This window comes from Geodermatophilus africanus (assembly GCF_900107105.1).
GTDB lineage: Bacteria > Actinomycetota > Actinomycetes > Mycobacteriales > Geodermatophilaceae > Geodermatophilus > Geodermatophilus africanus.
Map to the genome: position 1 here is coordinate 1 of NZ_FNOT01000033.1, position 18,115 is coordinate 18,115.

16 protein-coding genes and 1 pseudogene are annotated in these 18,115 nt (G+C 74.5%); 5 read left to right on the forward strand and 12 right to left on the reverse strand.

Annotated features, from left to right (window positions below; translation table 11 throughout):
• Positions 1 to 152: 152 nt before the first annotated feature.
• Entirely contained in the window at positions 153 to 2,066 is a 1,914-nt protein-coding gene (locus tag BLW63_RS25280; RefSeq protein ID WP_091162350.1) for an MDR family MFS transporter, read from the reverse strand.
• A complete protein-coding gene (locus tag BLW63_RS28735) occupies positions 2,066 to 2,584 on the reverse strand; it encodes a MarR family winged helix-turn-helix transcriptional regulator (protein ID WP_091162329.1) in 519 nt (172 codons plus the stop codon). The genes BLW63_RS25280 and BLW63_RS28735 overlap by 1 nt, the downstream gene beginning before the upstream one ends.
• A gap of 192 nt (positions 2,585 to 2,776) precedes the next feature.
• Here BLW63_RS28735 and hrpA point away from each other — a divergent pair, with 192 nt between their 5' ends.
• On the forward strand, positions 2,777 to 6,700 hold the full coding sequence (hrpA, locus tag BLW63_RS25290; protein WP_091162332.1) for an ATP-dependent RNA helicase HrpA: 3,924 nt from the start codon (positions 2,777 to 2,779) through the stop codon (positions 6,698 to 6,700).
• Positions 6,701 to 6,780: 80 nt separating this feature from the next.
• Here hrpA and BLW63_RS25295 read toward each other — a convergent pair whose 3' ends face one another.
• Entirely contained in the window at positions 6,781 to 7,146 is a 366-nt protein-coding gene (locus BLW63_RS25295) for a hypothetical protein (protein ID WP_091162352.1), read from the reverse strand.
• 225 nt (positions 7,147 to 7,371) lie between these two features.
• Here BLW63_RS25295 and BLW63_RS25300 point away from each other — a divergent pair, with 225 nt between their 5' ends.
• Positions 7,372 to 7,761, forward strand: a complete 390-nt coding sequence (locus BLW63_RS25300) for an ATP-binding protein (RefSeq protein ID WP_091162333.1) — start codon at positions 7,372 to 7,374, stop codon at positions 7,759 to 7,761.
• 72 nt (positions 7,762 to 7,833) lie between these two features.
• Positions 7,834 to 8,010 (forward strand): hypothetical protein, encoded by a 177-nt coding sequence (locus tag BLW63_RS27175; RefSeq protein WP_170856975.1) that lies wholly within the window; start codon positions 7,834 to 7,836, stop codon positions 8,008 to 8,010.
• A gap of 108 nt (positions 8,011 to 8,118) precedes the next feature.
• Here the strand turns inward: BLW63_RS27175 and BLW63_RS25305 are convergent, their stop codons facing one another.
• From BLW63_RS25305 to BLW63_RS25340, 8 genes are all read right to left on the reverse strand, one after another.
• Positions 8,119 to 9,354 (reverse strand): MFS transporter, encoded by a 1,236-nt coding sequence (locus BLW63_RS25305; RefSeq protein ID WP_170856976.1) that lies wholly within the window; start codon positions 9,352 to 9,354, stop codon positions 8,119 to 8,121.
• A 199-nt stretch (positions 9,355 to 9,553) separates the two neighbouring features.
• On the reverse strand, positions 9,554 to 10,897 hold the full coding sequence (locus BLW63_RS25310; protein ID WP_091162336.1) for a sulfate adenylyltransferase subunit 1: 1,344 nt from the start codon (positions 10,895 to 10,897) through the stop codon (positions 9,554 to 9,556).
• A complete protein-coding gene (gene cysD / locus BLW63_RS25315; protein WP_091162337.1) occupies positions 10,897 to 11,805 on the reverse strand; it encodes a sulfate adenylyltransferase subunit CysD in 909 nt (302 codons plus the stop codon). Before cysD ends, BLW63_RS25310 begins: the two co-directional genes overlap by 1 nt.
• Positions 11,806 to 11,900: 95 nt before the next feature.
• Positions 11,901 to 12,656 (reverse strand): inositol monophosphatase family protein, encoded by a 756-nt coding sequence (locus BLW63_RS25320; protein WP_091162339.1) that lies wholly within the window; start codon positions 12,654 to 12,656, stop codon positions 11,901 to 11,903.
• A complete protein-coding gene (locus BLW63_RS25325) occupies positions 12,643 to 13,359 on the reverse strand; it encodes a PaaI family thioesterase (protein WP_091162341.1) in 717 nt (238 codons plus the stop codon). Before BLW63_RS25325 ends, BLW63_RS25320 begins: the two co-directional genes overlap by 14 nt.
• A 30-nt stretch (positions 13,360 to 13,389) precedes the next feature.
• Positions 13,390 to 15,006: a sensor histidine kinase gene (locus BLW63_RS25330; protein WP_244522806.1), complete on the reverse strand. Its 1,617-nt coding sequence runs from the start codon at positions 15,004 to 15,006 to the stop codon at positions 13,390 to 13,392.
• A gap of 73 nt (positions 15,007 to 15,079) precedes the next feature.
• A complete protein-coding gene (locus BLW63_RS25335; RefSeq protein ID WP_091162343.1) occupies positions 15,080 to 15,802 on the reverse strand; it encodes a response regulator transcription factor in 723 nt (240 codons plus the stop codon).
• Positions 15,803 to 15,901: 99 nt separating this feature from the next.
• The gene (locus BLW63_RS25340; protein WP_091162344.1) at positions 15,902 to 16,675 is read right to left on the reverse strand and encodes a siderophore-interacting protein; all 774 of its coding nucleotides are present in this window, start codon (positions 16,673 to 16,675) and stop codon (positions 15,902 to 15,904) included.
• Positions 16,676 to 16,952: 277 nt separating this feature from the next.
• On the opposite strand from BLW63_RS25340, the gene BLW63_RS25345 reads away from it, so the two are divergent.
• Both BLW63_RS25345 and BLW63_RS25350 read left to right on the forward strand, forming a co-directional pair.
• Positions 16,953 to 17,162: a hypervirulence associated TUDOR domain-containing protein gene (locus tag BLW63_RS25345; protein ID WP_091162346.1), complete on the forward strand. Its 210-nt coding sequence runs from the start codon at positions 16,953 to 16,955 to the stop codon at positions 17,160 to 17,162.
• Between the two features lie 37 nt (positions 17,163 to 17,199).
• A complete protein-coding gene (locus BLW63_RS25350; protein WP_091162348.1) occupies positions 17,200 to 17,631 on the forward strand; it encodes a DUF2795 domain-containing protein in 432 nt (143 codons plus the stop codon).
• Between the two features lie 37 nt (positions 17,632 to 17,668).
• Here the strand turns inward: BLW63_RS25350 and BLW63_RS25355 are convergent.
• Positions 17,669 to 18,115 (reverse strand): annotated as a pseudogene (locus tag BLW63_RS25355) (hypothetical protein); the annotation flags it as partial.

Here is an 18,115-nt window from a genome sequence, read left to right on the forward strand (position 1 = left end):
TGCCCGTGTCCCGGCCGGGGAACCCTGCGGGCCCCCGCGGACCGGTGCACACCGCGGCCAGGTGCCAACCCGGGGCGGCGCCGACACGGCAGTGGCCCCTCCTGCTGTCGCGGGAGGGGCCACTGCCTGTCGTGGTCCGGGAGCGGTCGGGCTCAGTCGCGCCGTCGCGCCGCGCCGTCGTCCAGGTGGTCGGCGGGGATGGACGCCAGACCGCTGGGCGTGTGCCCCCTCGCCTCGTGCCGGCCGACGTGCCGGCGAGCGTGGCCGTCCGCCCTCGCGTCGGGGGCCGCCCGGTGCCCGTGGTGGGCGGCGTCCCCGGGCCGGCCGGCCGGGGGAGCGGTGGACGTCGGGGCCGCGGCGCCGACCGCCTGCGTGGCCTGCTCGCCCGGCACGTCGGCGGACGGGTCGCCGGCGGTCTGCCGCGCCGCCTCCCGGGCGGCCTGGATGCCGGACTTGTTCGACAGGGCGAGCTGCGGCAGGAACAGGAAGACGACGAACCCGACGGCCGCCACGCACGCGGCGATGAGGAACACCAGGTCGATCGAGTTCGAGAACCCGGCCTTGAACGGCAGCGCCAGGAAGGACGGCAGGTCCTGGATGAACGAGGTGTCCGACAGGTCCGAGGCGGACTGCAGCTGACCGCCCTGCAGCGCCTCGGCCACCCGCGGGTCGGTCGCCGCCGCAGAGGTCAGCGACTCCTCGATGTCCACCGGCAGCCGGCTGAACAGCACCGACAGGAAGACCGCGGTGCCGACCGTCGCGCCCATCTGCCGGAAGAACGTGACCGAGGAGGTGGCCACGCCCATCTGGCTCGGCGGCACGGCGTTCTGCACCGCGAGGACCGCGGGCTGGAAGTTGAAGCCGAGCCCGATGCCGAGCAGCACCATAAACGGCACCAGCGTCCAGATCGAGGTCTCCGCGCCGACGACGACGGACAGCCCCAGCAGTGCCGCGACCATCAGCGTGGTGCCGGCGAGCGGGAAGACCTTGTACTTGCCGGTCCGGGAGATGGTGATCCCCGAGCTCATCGCGCCGATCATGATCCCGGCGACCAGGGGGATCATCTGCAGGCCGGCGACCGTCGCGCTCGAGCCGTGGACGATCTGGAGGTACTGCGGGAGCAGCAGCAGGCCGCCGAACATGCCCGCGCCGATCACCACGCTGCCGAGGCTGGCGACGGTGAAGCTGCGGTTGCCGAACAGGCGCAGCGGCAGCAGCGCCTCGTCGCGGTAGGCCCGCTCGGCCAGCAGGAAGAGCACGAAGCCGACGGCCCCGATGGCGTAGCAGGCGAGCGCGCGACCCGACGTCCAGCCCCACAGCCGGCCCTGCTCGGCGACGATCAGCAGCGGCACGATGAACGTCACCAGCGCCAGCGCGCCCGGCCAGTCGATGCGGTGGTCGCGCCGCACGTGCGGCAGGTGCAGCACGCGGTAGACGGCGAGGAAGGCGAGCAGGCCGAGCGGCACGTTGATGAAGAAGATCCAGCGCCAGCCGGTGAGCCCCAGCAGCGAGGTCTGGCCGGCGAGGAAGCCGCCGATGACCGGGCCGAGCACGCTGGAGGCGCCGAAGACCGCCATGAAGTAGCCCTGGTACCGCGAGCGCTCCCGCGGCGGCACGATGTCGCCGATGATCGCCAGGGCCAGCGACATCAGGCCGCCGGCGCCGATGCCCTGGATCGCCCGGTAGGCGGCCAGCTGGTACATCGAGTCCGCGATGCCGCACAGCACCGAGCCGGCGACGAAGACGCCGATGGCGAACAGGTAGAACGGCCGCCGCCCGTAGATGTCGGAGAGCTTCCCGTACAGCGGCGTGGAGATCGTCGAGGTGATCAGGAAGGCCGTCGTCGCCCAGGCCTGCAGGTCGTAGCCCTGCAGGTCGTCGGCGATGGTGCGGATCGCCGTCGCCACGACGGTCTGGTCCAGGGCCGCGAGGAACATCGCGACCATCAGCCCGGCGATGATCGTGAGGATCTGCCGGTGCGTGAAGGCGCCGTCCGTGCCGGGCGCGGAGGCCGCCGCCCGGGCGTCCCTCCGCTCGGCCGCGCTGGTGCGGGTGGTGGAGGTCATCACTTCTCTCTCGATGGGGCGGCGACCGGCGCGGGAACGGGCTCGGTGGGCAGGGACGCGGCGAGGTCGTCGAGCAGACGACCGAACAGGTGGGTGAGGGCGCTGAGGTCCGCGGCCGGCCAGTCGGCCGTGACCCGGGCCAGGTGGGCCTCACGCTCGGCGCGGACCTGGCCGAGGGCCGCGCGGCCGGCGTCGGTGACGACCAGCCGGCTGGCCCGCCCGTCGGTCTCGTCGGCGACGCGCTGGACGAGGCCCTGCTCGATCAGGGCGGCCACGTGCCGGCTGACGGTGGAGGGGTCGGCGTGCACCAGCTCGGCCAGGGCCCCCTGGCGCATGGGGCCGAGCCGCTCCAGCGGGAACAGCAGGACCAGCGCCGCGCGCCCCTCGGCGGCCTGGCCGGCCTTGAGGGCGTGCACCAGCCGGACGAAGCGCGGCAGCTGCTCGCCGAGCGTGCGCAGCTCGGCGAGCCGGTCGTCGCCGGGTGTGGCGGGACCGGGCACGGGGGAGGACGGCGGCACGGGCACTCCACGGGACGACGGTGGGGACACGTGCACCGTACAACCGGTTGTACCGATCAAGCAACCAGTTGTGCCGCGCATGCAAGTGGCGTGGCCCACGCCCGCCCGGCCGGGCGCAGTGCGATCCTGGAGACCGCGCACGGCCCTCGTCTGCGGCTGCGCGGACCCCTGACCCCGCCTGAGGAGACCGTCGTGACCACCCCGCCCGACGACCTGCGCGCGCGGCTGGCCGGCCTCACCCTGGAGGACGAGCACCGGCTGCGCCGCCGGCTCGACGGCACCCGCCGGACCAGGGACGACGAGGCGCGCACCCGGCAGCGGGCGCGGATCGCCGCCGACGTCGCGGCCGCCGAGGAGCGGATCACCCGCCGTCGCGCCGCCGTCCCGACGGTCCGCTACCCCGCCGAGCTGCCGGTCAGTGCCCGCCGCGACGACATCGCCGCGGCGATCCGCGACCACCAGGTGGTCGTCGTGGCGGGGGAGACCGGCTCCGGCAAGACCACCCAGCTGCCCAAGATCGCCCTCGAGCTCGGCCGCGGCGTGCGGGGCCGGATCGGGCACACCCAGCCGCGGCGGATCGCCGCCCGCACCGTGGCCGAGCGGATCGCCGAGGAGCTCGAGACCCCGCTGGGCGAGGTCGTCGGCTGGAAGGTGCGCTTCACCGACCAGGTCGGCGACACGACGCTCGTCAAGGTCATGACCGACGGCGTCCTGCTGGCCGAGATCGGCCGCGACCGGCTGCTGCGTCAGTACGACACCCTCATCCTCGACGAGGCGCACGAGCGCAGCCTCAACATCGACTTCCTGCTGGGCTACCTGGCGCAGATCCTGCCCCGGCGTCCCGACCTCAAGCTGGTCATCACCTCGGCGACGATCGACGTCGAGCGGGTGGCGAAGCACTTCGGGAACGCGCCGGTCGTCGAGGTCAGCGGGCGGACCTACCCGGTGGAGGTCCGCTACCGCCCGGTGGTCGACCCCGACGACCCGGACGCCGACCCGGACCGCGACCAGGTCACCGCCGTCGCCGACGCCGTCGACGAGCTGGCCGCCGAGGGCCCGGGCGACGTCCTGGTGTTCCTCGCCGGCGAGCGGGAGATCCGCGACACCGCCGACGCCCTCACCGAGCGCTTCCCCTCCGTCGAGGTGCTGCCGCTCTACTCGCGCCTGTCGGCCGCCGACCAGCACCGCGTCTTCCAGGGGCATCCCGGACGGCGGATCGTGCTGGCGACCAACGTCGCCGAGACCTCGCTCACCGTCCCGGGCATCCGCTACGTCGTCGACCCGGGCACCGCGCGCATCTCCCGGTACAGCTCCCGGCTCAAGGTGCAGCGGCTACCGATCGAGCCGATCAGCCAGGCCTCGGCGCGGCAGCGGTCGGGCCGCTGCGGGCGCACCTCCGACGGCATCGCGATCCGGCTCTACACCGAGGAGGACTTCGAGAGCCGGCCCGAGTACACCGACCCGGAGATCCTGCGCACCAACCTCGCCGCCGTGCTGCTGCAGATGGCCGCCCTCGACCTGGGGGACGTCGCCGACTTCCCGTTCATCGACCCGCCCGACCGCCGGGCGGTCGCCGACGGCGTCGCGCTGCTGGAGGAGCTCGGCGCCCTCGACGACGCGGGCGGGCTGACGCCGACCGGCCGGGCGCTCGCCACGCTGCCGCTCGACCCGCGGATGGCGCGCATGGTGGTCGAGGCCGACCGGCGCGGCGTCCTGGAGGAGGTGCTGATCATCGCAGCCGGGCTGACCATCCAGGACCCGCGCGAGCGGCCCACCGAGCACCAGCAGGCCGCCGACCAGGCGCACGCGCGGTTCGCCGACGAGAACTCCGACTTCCTCGCGCTGCTCAACCTCTGGCGCTACCTGGGTGAGCAGCAGGAGGCGCTCTCGGGCAGCCAGTTCCGCCGCACCCTCAAGCGCGAGTTCCTGCACTACCTGCGCATCCGCGAGTGGCAGGACCTCTACGGCCAGTTGCGCAGCACCGCCCGCCGGCTGGGCATGGCCACGGGCGAGCTCCCGGCCGAGCCCGACGAGCGCGGCATCTCCGCCGCTCTGCTCTCCGGGCTGCTGTCCCACGTCGGGCTCCAGGTGGAGGACGGCAAGAACAACCGGGGCCGCGGCCGCGAGTACCTGGGCGCCCGGAACGCCCGCTTCGTCCTCGCACCGGGCACCCCGCTGGCGAAGAAGCCGCCGCGCTGGGTGGTCGCCGCGGAGCTGGTGGAGACCAGCCGACTGTTCGCCCGCACCGTCGCCCGCATCGACCCCGAGGTCGTCGAGCGGCTGGCCGGCCACCTGGTGAAGCGGCAGTACTCCGAGCCGCGCTGGGACGCCAAGCGCGGCTCGGTCGTCGCCACCGAGCGGGTCACCCTCTACGGCATCCCGCTGGTCGTCGGCCGCCGCGTGCAGTACGGCTCGATCGACCCGGTCGTCTCCCGCGAACTGTTCATCCGGCACGCCCTCGTGGAGGGCGAGTGGACGACGCACCACCGCTTCTGGCACGACAACCAGAAGGCGGTGCAGCGGGTCGCCGAGCTGGAGGAGCGGGCCCGGCGCCGGGACATCCGGGTGGACGACGAGACGCTGTTCGAGCTCTACGACGCCCGCATCCCGGCCGACGTCGTCTCCACCCGGCACTTCGACAAGTGGTGGAAGCGCGCCCGGCACGAGCAGCCGGACCTGCTCACCCTCACGCCCGAGCTGCTCACCAACGCCGCGGCGGCCGGGCAGGTGCGGGTCGAGGACTACCCCGACGAGGTGCCGCTGAGCCAGGGGCTCACCCTGCCGCTGTCCTACGCGTTCGCGCCGGGCACCCCGACCGACGGCGTCACCGTCGACGTCCCGCTGGCCGTGCTCGACACCGTCGCGGAGCGGACCTCCGGGGAGTCGCTCGCCTTCACCGTCCCGGGGCTGCGCGAGGAGCTGGTGACCGCGCTGCTGCGCACCCTGCCCAAGCAGCTGCGCCGCGCGCTGGTGCCGATCCCCGACCGGGTGCGCGAGGTGCTGCCGCGCGTCGCGCCGACCGAGCCGCTGCTGCCGGCGCTCGAGCGGGAGCTGCGCCGCGCCGCCGGGGTCGTCGTCCCGCCGGACGCGTGGGCACCCGACCAGGTGCCCGACCACCTGCGGGCGACGTTCCGGGTCGTCGACGACCGGCACCGGCCGCTGGCCACCGGCAAGGACCTGCAGGCACTGCGCGCGCAGGTCGCCCCGCAGGCCCGCGCGAGCCTGGCCACCGCGGCCGCGGACGTGGAGCGGACCGGGCTGACGTCGTGGTCGTTCGGGGAGCTGCCGCGCACGGTCGAGGTCCGCCGGGGCGGGCACGTGGTCACCGCCCACCCCACGCTGGTCGACGAGGGGACGACGGTCGGCGTCCGCGTGGTGGCCACCGAGGCCGAGGCCACCCGGCTGACCTGGCGCGGTGCCCGGCGGCTGCTGGTGCTCGTCGCCGGCTCACCGACCCGGCAGGTGGTCAAGGGACTGTCGCCGACCACCCGGCTGGCGCTGCAGTTCAACCCCGACGGCGAGATCCCGGCTCTGGTCGACGACTGCGTGGACGCGGCCGCCGACGACCTGCTCGCTGCCGCGGGCGGCCCGCCGCGCGACGAGGCCGGCTTCGCCGCGCTGGTGCAGACCGCCCGCGCCCAGCTCCTCCCGCTGACCACCGACACCGTGCGGCGGGTCGAGGCGGTGCTGGTCCAGGCGCGGGAGGTGGCCGTCGCGATCGGTGCGGCGCCCGGGCGCCGGGTGCCCGAGGCGGCGGTCGCGGACCTGCGCCGGCAGATGGGCGGCCTGCTGCACCGGGGCTTCGTGGCCACGGCCGGGCGCCGCCGGCTGCCGGACCTGGTGCGCTACCTCAAGGGGATGGCGCACCGGCTGGAGAAGCTGCCGGCCAACGCCGTCCGCGACGAGTTGTGGCTGCAGCAGGTCGCCGCGGTGACCGCCGAGTACGAGCAGTTGCGCGCGCGGGTGCCCTCGACGGGGGCGCCCGACGACCCGGTCGCGCGGGTCCGCTGGATGATCGAGGAGCTGCGGGTCAGCCTGTTCGCCCAGACCGTCGGTACGCCGCGGCCGGTGTCGGAGCAGCGGGTGTACAAGGCCATCGATGCTGTGACGGCGTAGCCGGAGGCCACGGCGTCCCCGGGCTCCAAGCGGCCCCTGCAGGGTCCCGCCGCGAGCCGGCGAGTGGCGGGGGTCCTCTCTCAGGCATGGGCGGTGCGGGCGCGTTCGCGCAACAGGGCCGAGATCCGCTGCCGGGTGACGCCGAACATGGCGGCGATCCGGTTGATGCTGACCTGTTCGGAGGCCAGGGCGTACGCCTGCTCGCGCCGCCACGCACCTCCGGCGCTGGCGAGGGCCGCCATCACCGAGCTGATCTGCTCGACCACCAGCGGCCGGGACTCGGTGGTCACGATGTCCAGCCAGGAGCGGCCGGACTGCCGCTCCTCGAGCAGCTTCTCGGCTCGCACCCGGGCGCCGCCGAGTTCTGCCATGCAGCTGTCCAGCACGGTCACGAGCTCGGTGAGCGCCCGGACGGCCGGGTCCTGCTCGGCGCGGTCGATCGGCATCGGCACGGGCCCTTCGCCTCTTGTGTGGTGCAGGCAATCCTGTTGTCCACTATCCATACCCGGAGGGCGGAGTGCAAGGGCCGTGACACGCAACTGCACACGCGGGCAATGGTCGTTGCGTGCGACCATCCCGTCCCCTAGGTTGCGCACAACGGGGTGGCGCGACACGGGGATCGCGCCCACGGGTTCACGAGCGCCCGGACCCCCGACGACGAGGGGGACCCGATGTCCACGCTCACCGCCGCGGTCGACCTGAGACCGGTACCGGCCAGCGTCCCGGTCGCCCGCCACCTGGTGCTCGACCTGCTGGGTGCCTGGAAGGCGCCGCACGACGCCGGTGACGCCGCGCTCCTCGTGACCGAACTCGTCGCCAACGTGGTCGACCACGTCGCCGGGCAGGCCTCCTTCACCGTCGAGCTCTCCCTGTCCGAGGACTGGCTGCGCATCTCGGTCGTCGACGGCTCGGCCCTCCGCCCGGTCGTGCAGCAGTTCGAGGTCGGCGCCCCGCGGGGGCGCGGCATGCGGCTGGTGGAGAGCATCGCCGACCGCTGGGGCGCCGAGGACCACGCCGACGGGAAGGCCGTCTGGTTCGAGCTCGCGGCCCCGCAGCCGTAGCCCCTGGCCGGGTTTGCCGACGACGGCTCGCGGGGACGGGCGGGAGGACCGATCGACGGAGGAGGAGACGGCATGAGCGAGCCGAACGGCAACACGTACAGCGCGGGCGAGGGGCTCTCCGACGAGGAGATGGTGCGCACTGTCGCCGAGCAGACCGACAGCATCTCCGAGCACGCCGACGTGGCGGGCAAGGACTGGGACGGCGACGCCAGCAAGACGCCCGACCCGAACGCCGACCCCGCCGGCTGAGGAGGGACCCGTCCTCCGCACCCCTCGCAGGCTCAGGGCGGGACCCGGGACAGGGCCGTGCGGGGAGCCTCTGGACGAGGCCGGGGACGGGGCCGGCGGTCGGCCCGCTCACACCGGGCTGGCCGCCCGCGGCCGCTCGCCGGTGCGGAGCAGCTCGTCGCGCGCGGCGCCCCAGCCGGCCCAGGTCATCGGCACCAGGCAGGCGGCCAGCAGCAGCACCGGGGCCGTCCAGCCACCGGTGAGGTCGTACAGCCACCCCACCGCCAGCGGGCCGACGGCGGCCAATAGGTAGCCCACGCACTGGGCCACCCCGCCGAGCCGGGCCGCGGTCAGGGGGGTCGGGCTGCGCAGCACGATGAGGGTGAGCGCCAGGGCGAAGCCGCCGCCCTGGGCCAGACCGAACGCGGCGACCCAGACCGACGTGCCCTGCCCGGGCACCAGCAACAGCCCGCCGAGCCCCACGACGTAGGCGGCGAGGACGGCGAGCACCAGCGGGCGCTGGCCGTGCATCCGCCCGGCCCGGGCGGGCGCCACCAGCGCTCCCACGGCGCCGGCGGCGTTGCTCAGCCCGAGCAGCAGACCGCCCTCCGACACCGGCACCCCGGCGTCCGCCAGCAGCGTCGGCAGCCACGCGCCGATCGAGTAGAACTGCACGCTCTGCAGCCCGATGAACAGCGTCACCCGGCGGGCCAGCGGCTGGCGCAGCAGCGTCCAGGAGCCGCCCCCGGGCACCGCGTCGCGGGGGGCCCGGCGCACCCGGCCGGTGCCGGCGACCGGGAGCCACAACGCGAGCCCGGCCAGCGCGAGCGCGAGCCAGCCGGCCAGCCCGCCGCGCCAGTCCCAGCCGACGGCCGCGGCGAACGGGACGGTGGCCGCGGCGCCGACTGCCGCCCCCACGTTCAGCGACGCGGAGTACAGCCCCATCACCAGGCCGGGCCGGGCGGCCTCCCGCTTGACGTAGGCGGGCATCAGCACGTTGGCGACGGCGATCGCCGCCCCCACCAGCAGGCTACCGGCGTACAGCAGGGCCACGGGTGGGAACAGCCGCAGCGCGATGCCCGCGGCCAGCACCAGCAGCGACGCCGCGACCGCCGACTCCAGCCCGACCAGTCGGGCGATCCGTGGCGCGAGCGGGGCGAACGCGCCGAAGCAGAGCACCGGCAGCGTGGTCAGCAGCCCGGCCATGGCGGGGGAGAGGCCGGTGTCGGCCCGCAGGTCGCCCAGCAGCGGGGCCACGGCGACGACGGCCGGTCGCTGGTTGAGCGCGACGGCGGCGACGGCGGCCACGAACAGCACCGCGGCCCAGCCGGAGCGCGCCGTCCCGGGTGGCCTCGTCCCCGTCACTGCACTACCCGGCGATCCTGCCCGCGGCCCCGTCCCGGGTCCCGCCCTGAGCCTGCGACGGGTGGGGAGGACGGGGTCCTCCTCCGAGGGATGGATGAAGGACCTCCCTGCCCCCCACCGCTCGCAAGCTCGCGGCGGGACCCTGCAGTGGGGCCGGGGTCCTTCTCCGAGGCGTGGGGAGGAGGGTGATCCTTCACCTTCACCCGGCGGGAGTGAGCATCCCGGCGCCGACCGTGGCGTTGCTGGCCTCGTCGACCAGGATGAACCGGCCGGTCACCCGGTTGCGCGTGTAGTCGTCGACGAACAGCGGCTGGGTGACCCGCAGCCGCACCCGGCCGATGTCGTTGAGGCCGAGTTCGGTGGCGTCCCGGTCCCGGTGCAGCGTGTTGACGTCGAGCCGGTAGGCCAGCTCCTTGACCATCGCCCGCACCGTCCGGGTGGTGTGCTTGACCGCGATCCGCTGCCGTGGCCGCAGCGGCTCCTCGGCCATCCAGCAGACCAGCGCGTCGAGGTCCTGGGTGGCCGTGGGCGCGTTCTCCGGCTTGCCGATCAGGTCGCCGCGGGAGACGTCGAGGTCGTCGGCCAGCCGGAGGGTCACCGCCATGGGCGGGAAGGCCTCCGCCACCGGGCCGCGCGGACCGTCGATGCCGGCGACCGTCGCCGGCAGGCCGCTGGGCAGCACGGTGACCTCGTCGCCGACCCGGAAGACGCCGCTGGCGACGGTGCCGGCGTAGCCGCGGTAGTCGTGGTGCTCCTCGGTCTGCGGCCGGACGACGTACTGCACCGGGAACCGCGCGTCGGTGAGGTTGCGGTCGCTGGCCACGTGCACGTGCTCCAGGTGGTGGAGCAGCGTCGGGCCCTCGTACCAGGGCGTGTTCGTCGAGTGGGTGACGACGTTGTCGCCGTGCAGCGCGGAGATGGGGACGAGGGTCAGGTCCGGCACGCTCAGCTTGGCCGCGAACGCGCTGAACTCGTCGGCGATCCCGTCGAAGACCTCCTGCGACCAGCCGACGAGGTCCATCTTGTTGACCGCGACCACCAGGTGCGGCACCCGCAGCAGCGAGGCGAGGAAGGCGTGCCGCCGGCTCTGCTCGACCATGCCCTTGCGGGCGTCGACCAGCACGATCGCCAGGTCGGCGGTCGAGGCGCCGGTGACCATGTTGCGCGTGTACTGCACGTGGCCGGGGGTGTCGGCCAGGATGAACGTGCGCCGCGGGGTGGTGAAGTAGCGGTAGGCGACGTCGATGGTGATGCCCTGCTCGCGCTCGGCCCGCAGGCCGTCGGTGAGCAGCGCCAGGTCGACGTGGTCGCCCTTGCTGGCGCGGGCCACCGCCTCGTACTGGTCCTCGAAGATCGCCTTGCTGTCGTACAGCAGCCGGCCGATCAGCGTGCTCTTGCCGTCGTCCACCGAGCCGGCGGTGGCGATGCGCACGATGTCCTTGCGCGCGGTGGCGAGCTCCACCGCGTGCTCGGCGACGGGGGAGTGGACGTCGACGGCGCCGTCGGCGTCGAGCGGGACTGCGGTGTTCGTGTCAGGAGCCATCAGAAGTAGCCCTCCTTCTTCCGGTCCTCCATGGCGGCGTCGCTGACCTTGTCGTCGCCGCGGGTCGCGCCGCGCTCGGTCATCCGGGTGACCGCGATCTCGGCGATGACCTCCTCGACCGTGGTGGCCTCCGAGCGGACGGCGGCGGTCAGGTTCGCGTCGCCGACGGTGCGGTAGCGGACGGTCGCCCGGAACGGTTGCTCGCCGTCCCTCGGGCGGATGAAGTCGTTGACCGCGTAGAGCATCCCCTGGCGCTCGACGACCTCCCGCTCCTGGGCGAGGTACAGCGGCGGGATGGCGATCTGCTCGCGGGCGATGTACTGCCAGATGTCGAGCTCGGTCCAGTTCGACAGCGGGAAGACCCGGATCGACTCACCGAGGTGGATGCGGCCGTTGTAGAGGTCCCACAGCTCGGGGCGCTGGTTCTTCGGGTCCCACTGACCGAACTCGTCGCGGAAGGAGAACACCCGCTCCTTGGCGCGGGCCTTGTCCTCGTCGCGGCGGGCGCCGCCGAACAGCGCCGTGAACCCGTGCTCCTCGACCGCGTCGAGCAGCACCGGGGTCTGGATGCGGTTGCGGGAACCGTTGGGCTCCTCCTTGACCAGGCCCCTGGCCATGGCGTCGGGCACCGAGGCGACGATCAGCTGCACGCCGAGCTCGGCGACGCGCTTGTCGCGGAACTCCAGCACGTCGGGGAAGTTCAGCCCGGTGTCGACGTGCATGACCGGGAAGGGGATGCGGGCCGGCGCGAACGCCTTGCGGGCCAGCTCCAGCATCACGATCGAGTCCTTGCCGCCGGAGAAGAGCAGCACCGGGCGCTCGAGCTCCGCGGCCACCTCGCGGATGACGTGGATGGACTCGGCCTCCAGCGTCTCCAGCTGGGAGAGCCGGTAGTCAGGGGTGCTCACGCGCTCGTGCTCCGGGGGATCGGGGGCAGGGCTCGAACCAGCAGCAACCGCACCGGCCCGGGGAGGATTCCCGGCGTCCAGTCTCCGCCATCCCCCTAGGACGCCGGCGACGACCCCGCGCGCACCGCCGCCAGCAGCCGGCCGGCCAGCTCCGGGCGGCACACCAGCAGGTCCGGCAGCCAGGCGTCCGGGCCGTTGTAGACCAGTGGTGAGCCGTCGAGCCGGACGGCGGTGAGGCCCGCCGCCCGGGCGACCGCGACCGGCGCGGCCGAGTCCCACTGGTACATCCCGCCGGCGTGCACGTAGGCGTCGGCCTCGCCGCGGACGACGGCGGTCACCTTCCACCCGGCCGACCCCATCGGCACCAGCTCGGCGTCCAGGGCGGCCGCGGCGGTGGCGGCCACCGCGGGCGGGCGGCTGCGGCTGACCGCGATCCGCGGCCGGCCGGCCCCGGGCGCGGGCACGGTGGGGGCGGGGTCGGTGACCAGCACCTCGCCCAGCGCCGGCAGCGCCACCGCGGCCGCCGTCAGCTCGCCGGCGGCCCACAGCGCGACGTGCACCGCCCAGTCCGGCCGGGGCGCCTCGCCGTACTCCCGGGTGCCGTCGAGCGGGTCGACGATCCACACCCGGCCGGCGGTCAGCCGGGCGCGGTCGTCGGCCGCCTCCTCGCTGAAGACCGCGTCGTCCGGACGGTGCTCGGCCAGCACCCCGGCGATCGCGGCCTGCGCGGCGGCGTCGCCGGCGTCCCCGAGCGCCCGGCCGGTGAGCCGGCCCTCCTCCCGCAGCCCCACGAGGACGGCGGCGGCCGCCCGGGCCGCCGCCGCGGCGACCTCGACGTCACGCGTCGGCATCGGAGAGGGCCGTGGCGTCGGTGGGGCGCGCCGGGGGCCGGTGCCGGCCCGTGGCGTCGGTGATCGTGCCGAAGTAGTCGGCGTGCAGTTCCTCGCGGGGCAGGACGAACACGCCGCGGGCCTCGACCAGCGTCCGGTCGGGCGCCGCCGCGGTCGCGATGGTGCCGGTGACGACGCACTTGCGGCCGGCGGTCTCGGTGACCTGCGCCCGCATGGTGAGGGGCGTCGACAGCGGCACCGGCCGCCGGTAGTCCACCTCGAGGTGGACGGTCATGCCCCACAACCCCGCGGCGATGGCGGCCGAGCCGAGCAGCTGGTCCATGAGCAGGCTGCTCACGCCGCCGTGCACGTAGCCCGGCGGGCCCTCGTAGGCGGGGCCCAGCAGCGCCTCGGCGACGACACCGCCCTCGACCCGGCGGATCCGCACCGGCGGGGCCAGCGCGCTGCCCACGCCGCTCACCGGGCTGTAGACCCGGCGGAAGACCACGGGGTCGTCGAGCGCGGGGAGCTGTGTCGCCGGCCGCTGCGAGGCGGCCAGCCGGGCGGTGACGGCCTGCGCGTCGGCGGCCGCGGCCCGCAGCTGGTCGGCGGGGACGGTGGTGAGCACCGAGGCGTCCACCAGCTGCCGCAGGGCCGTGCCGAGCTCGGTCACCGCGGCCATCAGGTCGGCGTCGTGGGGCTGCCCGCCCATGTCGGAGGTCACCCGCGGACGGTAACCGCACCGTCCCCGGGGTCAGGCCGCCGGGCCGGGGCCGGAGCGGGGCAGCCGGACGGTGAACACCGCGCCCCGCCCGGGGGCGGTGTCCAGGTGCACGGTGCCGCCGTGCGCGGCCACCAGCGCGCTGACGATGGCCAGGCCCAGGCCGGTGCCGCCCGCCGTCCTCGCTCGGGAGGCGTCGGCCCGGTAGAAGCGCTCGAACACCCGCGCTGCGTGCTCGGGGGCCATGCCCGGGCCCTGGTCGGCCACCCGGAGCACGACCATGCCGCCGTCCTCGCCGTCCGGCGCGGCGTCCGCGGGTGCCGGTTCGTCGGAGACGGTGACCGTGAGCGCCGCGGTCGGCGGCGTGTGCACCAGCGCGTTGGTCACCAGGTTGCCGACGACCTGCCGCAGCCGGGCCTCGTCCCCGAGGACCACGGGCAGCTCGCTGAGCGCCTCGTCCACGTGCAGCGTGATCGGCCGGTCGGGCTGGACGACGCGGGCGTCGTGGACGGCGTCGCCGGCGACCTCGGCCAGGTCGACCGGGGTGATGGTGAGCGGGCGCTGCTGGTCCAGCCGGGCCAGCTGCAGCAGGTCCTCCACGAGCAGACCCATCCGGGCGCCTTCGGACTCGATGCGCTGCATCAGCCGGGCGGTCTCCTCCGGGCTGCCCACAGCGCCCTGCCGGTAGAGCTCGGCGAAGCCGCGGATCGAGGTCAGCGGGGTGCGCAGCTCGTGGCTGGCGTCGGCGACGAACCGGCGCATCCGGGTCTCCGAGGCGCGCGCCTGTTCCTCGGACGCCTGCTGCGCCCGGAAGCCGTGCTCGATGCGGCTGAGCATCCCGTTGAGCGCTCGGGCCAGCCGGCCCACCTCGGTGCGGTCGTCGGCGGCCGGGACGCGCTGGGAGAGGTCGCCGGCGGCGATGGCGGCGGCGGTGCGCTCCACCTCGGTCAGCGGTCGCAGGCTGTTGCGCACCAGGACGGACGCGGCACCTGCGAGCAGGGCCAGCACGACGAGGCCGACCACCACCTGGAAGGCGACCAGCTGCCGCAGCAGGTCGTCGTCGCTGTCGAGGTCGATGCCCGCGATCGCGACCACACCGTTCCCGAGGTCCCGGTCCACCAGCAGCCAGTTCGTCCCGTCCCGCGCCTCCGTGAACACAGGTCGGTCGGGGTCGTCGAGCAGCCGTGCGACAACACCGCGGGTGATCACCGGAGGGCTCACGCCGGGCTCTGGCGGCGCGGGGACCAGGGTGGGCTCGCCACCCTCGAAGGTCAGGCAAGCCACGTAGATCGTCCCGATCGAGGCCTCCTGAGACCCCCACCGTGGTTCCCGGCACCCGTCGCGGAACCACGGCCTGTCCTCGTACCTGGCCAGCGTTTCGTTCAGCTGCTGGTTTCGCTGGTCCCGGGCGGAGTTCTCGAGCAGAGCGCTCGTGGCGATCCCGGTGAGGGTCAGCGCCACGGCGACCAGTGCGGTGAGCAGTGCCACGAGGGTGACCCGCAGCGGCATCGGGCGCCTGAATCGGGCGCGCACGGGTGCTCTCCCGTCCCGCCGTCGGGACGTGCCGGCGTCCTGCAGGAACTCGCCGACGCCGGCCGGTGACGGCGCGTCCGGCGGTGCCTCGCGGCGGGACCTCGCGACGTCCGTCACGCGCCCTCCTCGCCGGTGCTCATCGACCCCGTGCCCGATGGTGCCGCGTCGGTGCCCGGTGCCGCAGGCGAGGTCACGAGCCGCGGGGCAGCCGCAGCGTGTAGCCCACGCCGCGGATGGTGTGCAGCAGCCGCGGCTCGGTGGTGTCGACCTTGCGGCGCAGGTAGGAGATGTAGGACTCCACGACGTTGGCGTCGCCGTTGAAGTCGTAGTTCCACACGTGGTCGAGGATCTGCGCCTTCGACAGCACCCGCCCGGCGTTGGCCATGAGGTAGCGCAGCAGCTTGAACTCCGTCGGCGACAGGCTGACCACCTCGCCGGCCTTGACCACCTCGTGCGACTCCTCGTCCAGCTCGATGTCGGCGAAGGACAGCCGGGGGGAGTGGGCCAGGCGCTGCGGGCCGGTGCTGCGGCGCAGCACCGCCCGGATGCGGGCGAGCACCTCGTCGAGGCTGAACGGCTTGGTGACGTAGTCGTCCCCACCCAGGGTCAGCCCGGACACCTTGTCCTCCGCGGCGTCGCGCGCGGTCAGGAAGAGCACGGGGGTGTGCCGGCCGCTCTCCCGCAGCCGGCGGACGACGCCGAAGCCGTCCAGCCCCGGCATCATCACGTCGAGCACGAGCAGGTCGGGGCGGAAGGACGTCGCCATCGCCAGCGCCTGCTGCCCGTCCGCGGCTGTCTCGACCTCGAAACCGGCGTAGCGCAGGCTGGCCGACAGCAGCTCGCGGATGTTGGGTTCGTCGTCCACGACGAGGAGGCGCGCCTCCGGCGCGGTGCCCTTGTTGGTGCTGGTCACAGCACCTCCCGTCGAACGCGCAGCGGTGGTCATGGGACGAGGGTGCGGCCCCGTGCTGGAGCTGCCCTGGGCGTTCCCTGTGAGGAGTCTGGACGACGCTCAGCCGCCGCCCATCGCCCGGCCGCGCCGCCAGTAGCCGATCGCGTGGTGCTGTGCCCGGCCCAGCCCCCACCGGCCGCGCAGGTCGGCGCGCACCGCCCGGACGGTGGCGGACTCCGCGGCCACCCAGGCGAAGACGTCCTCGCCGTCGGGCCGCGCCAGCGCCGCGACGGCGTCCGTCAGCAGCGTGCCCTCCCCCGGCGGGGTGCCGCCGCGGTGCAGCCAGCGGACCGCCACCCCCTCCGGCGCCGGCAGCGGCTGCTCCTCGGCGGCGTCGGCGACCTCCACGAGCGCGACACCGCGGGTCGACGGCGACGCCGCCGCCAGGATGCGGGTGATCGCCGGCAGGGCCGTCTCGTCACCGGCCAGCAGCAGCCAGGCGGCCGGACGGTCGCCCAGCGGGCCGCCGCCGGCGACGGCCACCGTCGTCCCGGGTCCGGCGGCGCCGGCCCAGGTCGCCGCCGGACCGTCCCCGTGCAGGACGAAGTCGATCTCCACCTCGCCGCGGTCGGGCTCCTGACGGCGGGCGGTGTAGCTGCGCAGGCTCACGCCGTGCGCGCCCTCGGGCCACACGATGCGCCCGTCCCGTTGCACCGACGGCCAGCGCGGCGCGGGGTCGCCGACGCGGGGGACGAGCAGCGAGATCGTCGGCCCGGCGGCCACGACCGCCTCGCGGGTGCCCGAGAGCACGATGCGGCGCACCGAGGGGGTGACGCCGCGGACGGAGGTCACGGTGAGGACGTCGACCGGCCGGGTGGGGTCAGGGGCGGTCACGGAACCCCAGCCTAGATGCGGGCCGACCCGGCCGGCCCCGGGGGAATGGGGTCGACCGGGCCGGCGATCGAGGACGAGTCCTTCACTGTCCGTGTTCGCGCACCCCGCTCTGAGCAGCGAGAACGGTGAACGATCCTCGTCGGGCCGAACGCTACGTGACGAATCCGCGGACGTCAGTGCCCGCACGGGTGATCCGGCCTCCCGGACGGGTGATGTGTGTCCGGGACCCGGGCCGGGCAGGGGGCAGCTACCGCGCCGAGCAGTCAGGGAGGGCCAGATGTCCGACGACATCTCGAAGGGTGACCACGTCAGCTGGAAGAGCCACGGCCAGGAGGTCGAGGGCACCGTCAAGCGCAAGATCACCTCGGAGACGGAGGCGGCCGGCCGGAAGGTCAAGGCCAGCAAGGACGAGCCGCAGTTCGAGGTCGAGAGCGACAAGACCGGCAAGACCGCGGTGCACAAGCCCGGCGCCCTGCACGAGAAGTGACCGGGCGCCACCGGAACGAGGCAACAGGAGAGCGATCGTGAGCGAGAGCGCAGACCAGTTCGCCGGGACGGCGTCCCGCAGCACCAAGCACAGCCCGCGGGTCGACGAGGAGCTCGAGCACGAGATCCAGGGGATGCTGAAGGCCGAGCGGTCCACCCGTGCCGAGGAGTGGCGGGAGGTGGAGCCCCAGGCCGAGGGCGACCCGGACATCGACAGCAGCCCCGCGGGCACGCTGGTCGGTGGCGTCCCGGCGGGCATGACCGAGGACGCCGTCGTCGCCCGGGCCGAGCTGGCCCGCTGGCTGGACCGGGCCGACTTCCCGAGCGACGGGCCGACCCTCGTCGAGGCGGCCCTGGACCATCGGGCCCCGGACGCCGTCGTCGACGAGTTGCGGCGGCTGCCCGAGGGGGAGACGTATGAGCGGATCGGCGACGTGGTCCGGGCGCTGGGCTACCCGACCGAGACCTGAGCGGCGGCCGGGAGCCGGGCGCACCGGTTCCCGGCCGTCACCCGCCCTCTGCGGCCTGCTGCTCCTCGTCCTCCGCGATCTCCTCCGCGCCCCGCCGGCGGAACAGCCGTGAGCCGGGGAAGCCCTTCACCACGTGCCGCAGGTCCTGCATGGTGTCGAGCAGGTCGTGCACATCTGTGCCGACGTTGCCCATCGAGGCCAGGACCGGGAGGACGTCCTCGTCGAGGTGGGACATGAGCTGCGGCAGCCGGTCGATGAACGCGACCACCGCCTCGACCTCGGCCGGCTCTATGCTCGCCGCCAGACGGCGCACCGCCGGGGCGAGGGCGAGCAGCGGTTCCTGGAAGACGTCGACCATCGGGTCGACCCGGCCCAGCAGCCCGTCGGCCCGGGTCACCGCACCGTGTGCGCCGGAGATCGTGGCGCCGACGGCGGTGATGGCCTCGTCGGAGCGGGCGATGGTGGAACCGACCGCGGTGATGGC

What these genes read in the sequence shown, in the direction of transcription:
- BLW63_RS25280 (WP_091162350.1), bottom strand. Translation starts at nt 2,066, where the DNA reads ATGACCTCCACCACCCGCACCAGCGCGGCCGAGCGGAGGGACGCCCGG.
- BLW63_RS25295 (WP_091162352.1), bottom strand. Translation starts at nt 7,146, where the DNA reads ATGCCGATCGACCGCGCCGAGCAGGACCCGGCCGTCCGGGCGCTCACC.
- BLW63_RS25300 (WP_091162333.1), top strand. Translation starts at nt 7,372, where the DNA reads ATGTCCACGCTCACCGCCGCGGTCGACCTGAGACCGGTACCGGCCAGC.
- BLW63_RS27175 (WP_170856975.1), top strand. Translation starts at nt 7,834, where the DNA reads ATGAGCGAGCCGAACGGCAACACGTACAGCGCGGGCGAGGGGCTCTCC.
- BLW63_RS25310 (WP_091162336.1), bottom strand. Translation starts at nt 10,897, where the DNA reads ATGGCTCCTGACACGAACACCGCAGTCCCGCTCGACGCCGACGGCGCC.
- BLW63_RS25320 (WP_091162339.1), bottom strand. Translation starts at nt 12,656, where the DNA reads ATGCCGACGCGTGACGTCGAGGTCGCCGCGGCGGCGGCCCGGGCGGCC.
- BLW63_RS25345 (WP_091162346.1), top strand. Translation starts at nt 16,953, where the DNA reads ATGTCCGACGACATCTCGAAGGGTGACCACGTCAGCTGGAAGAGCCAC.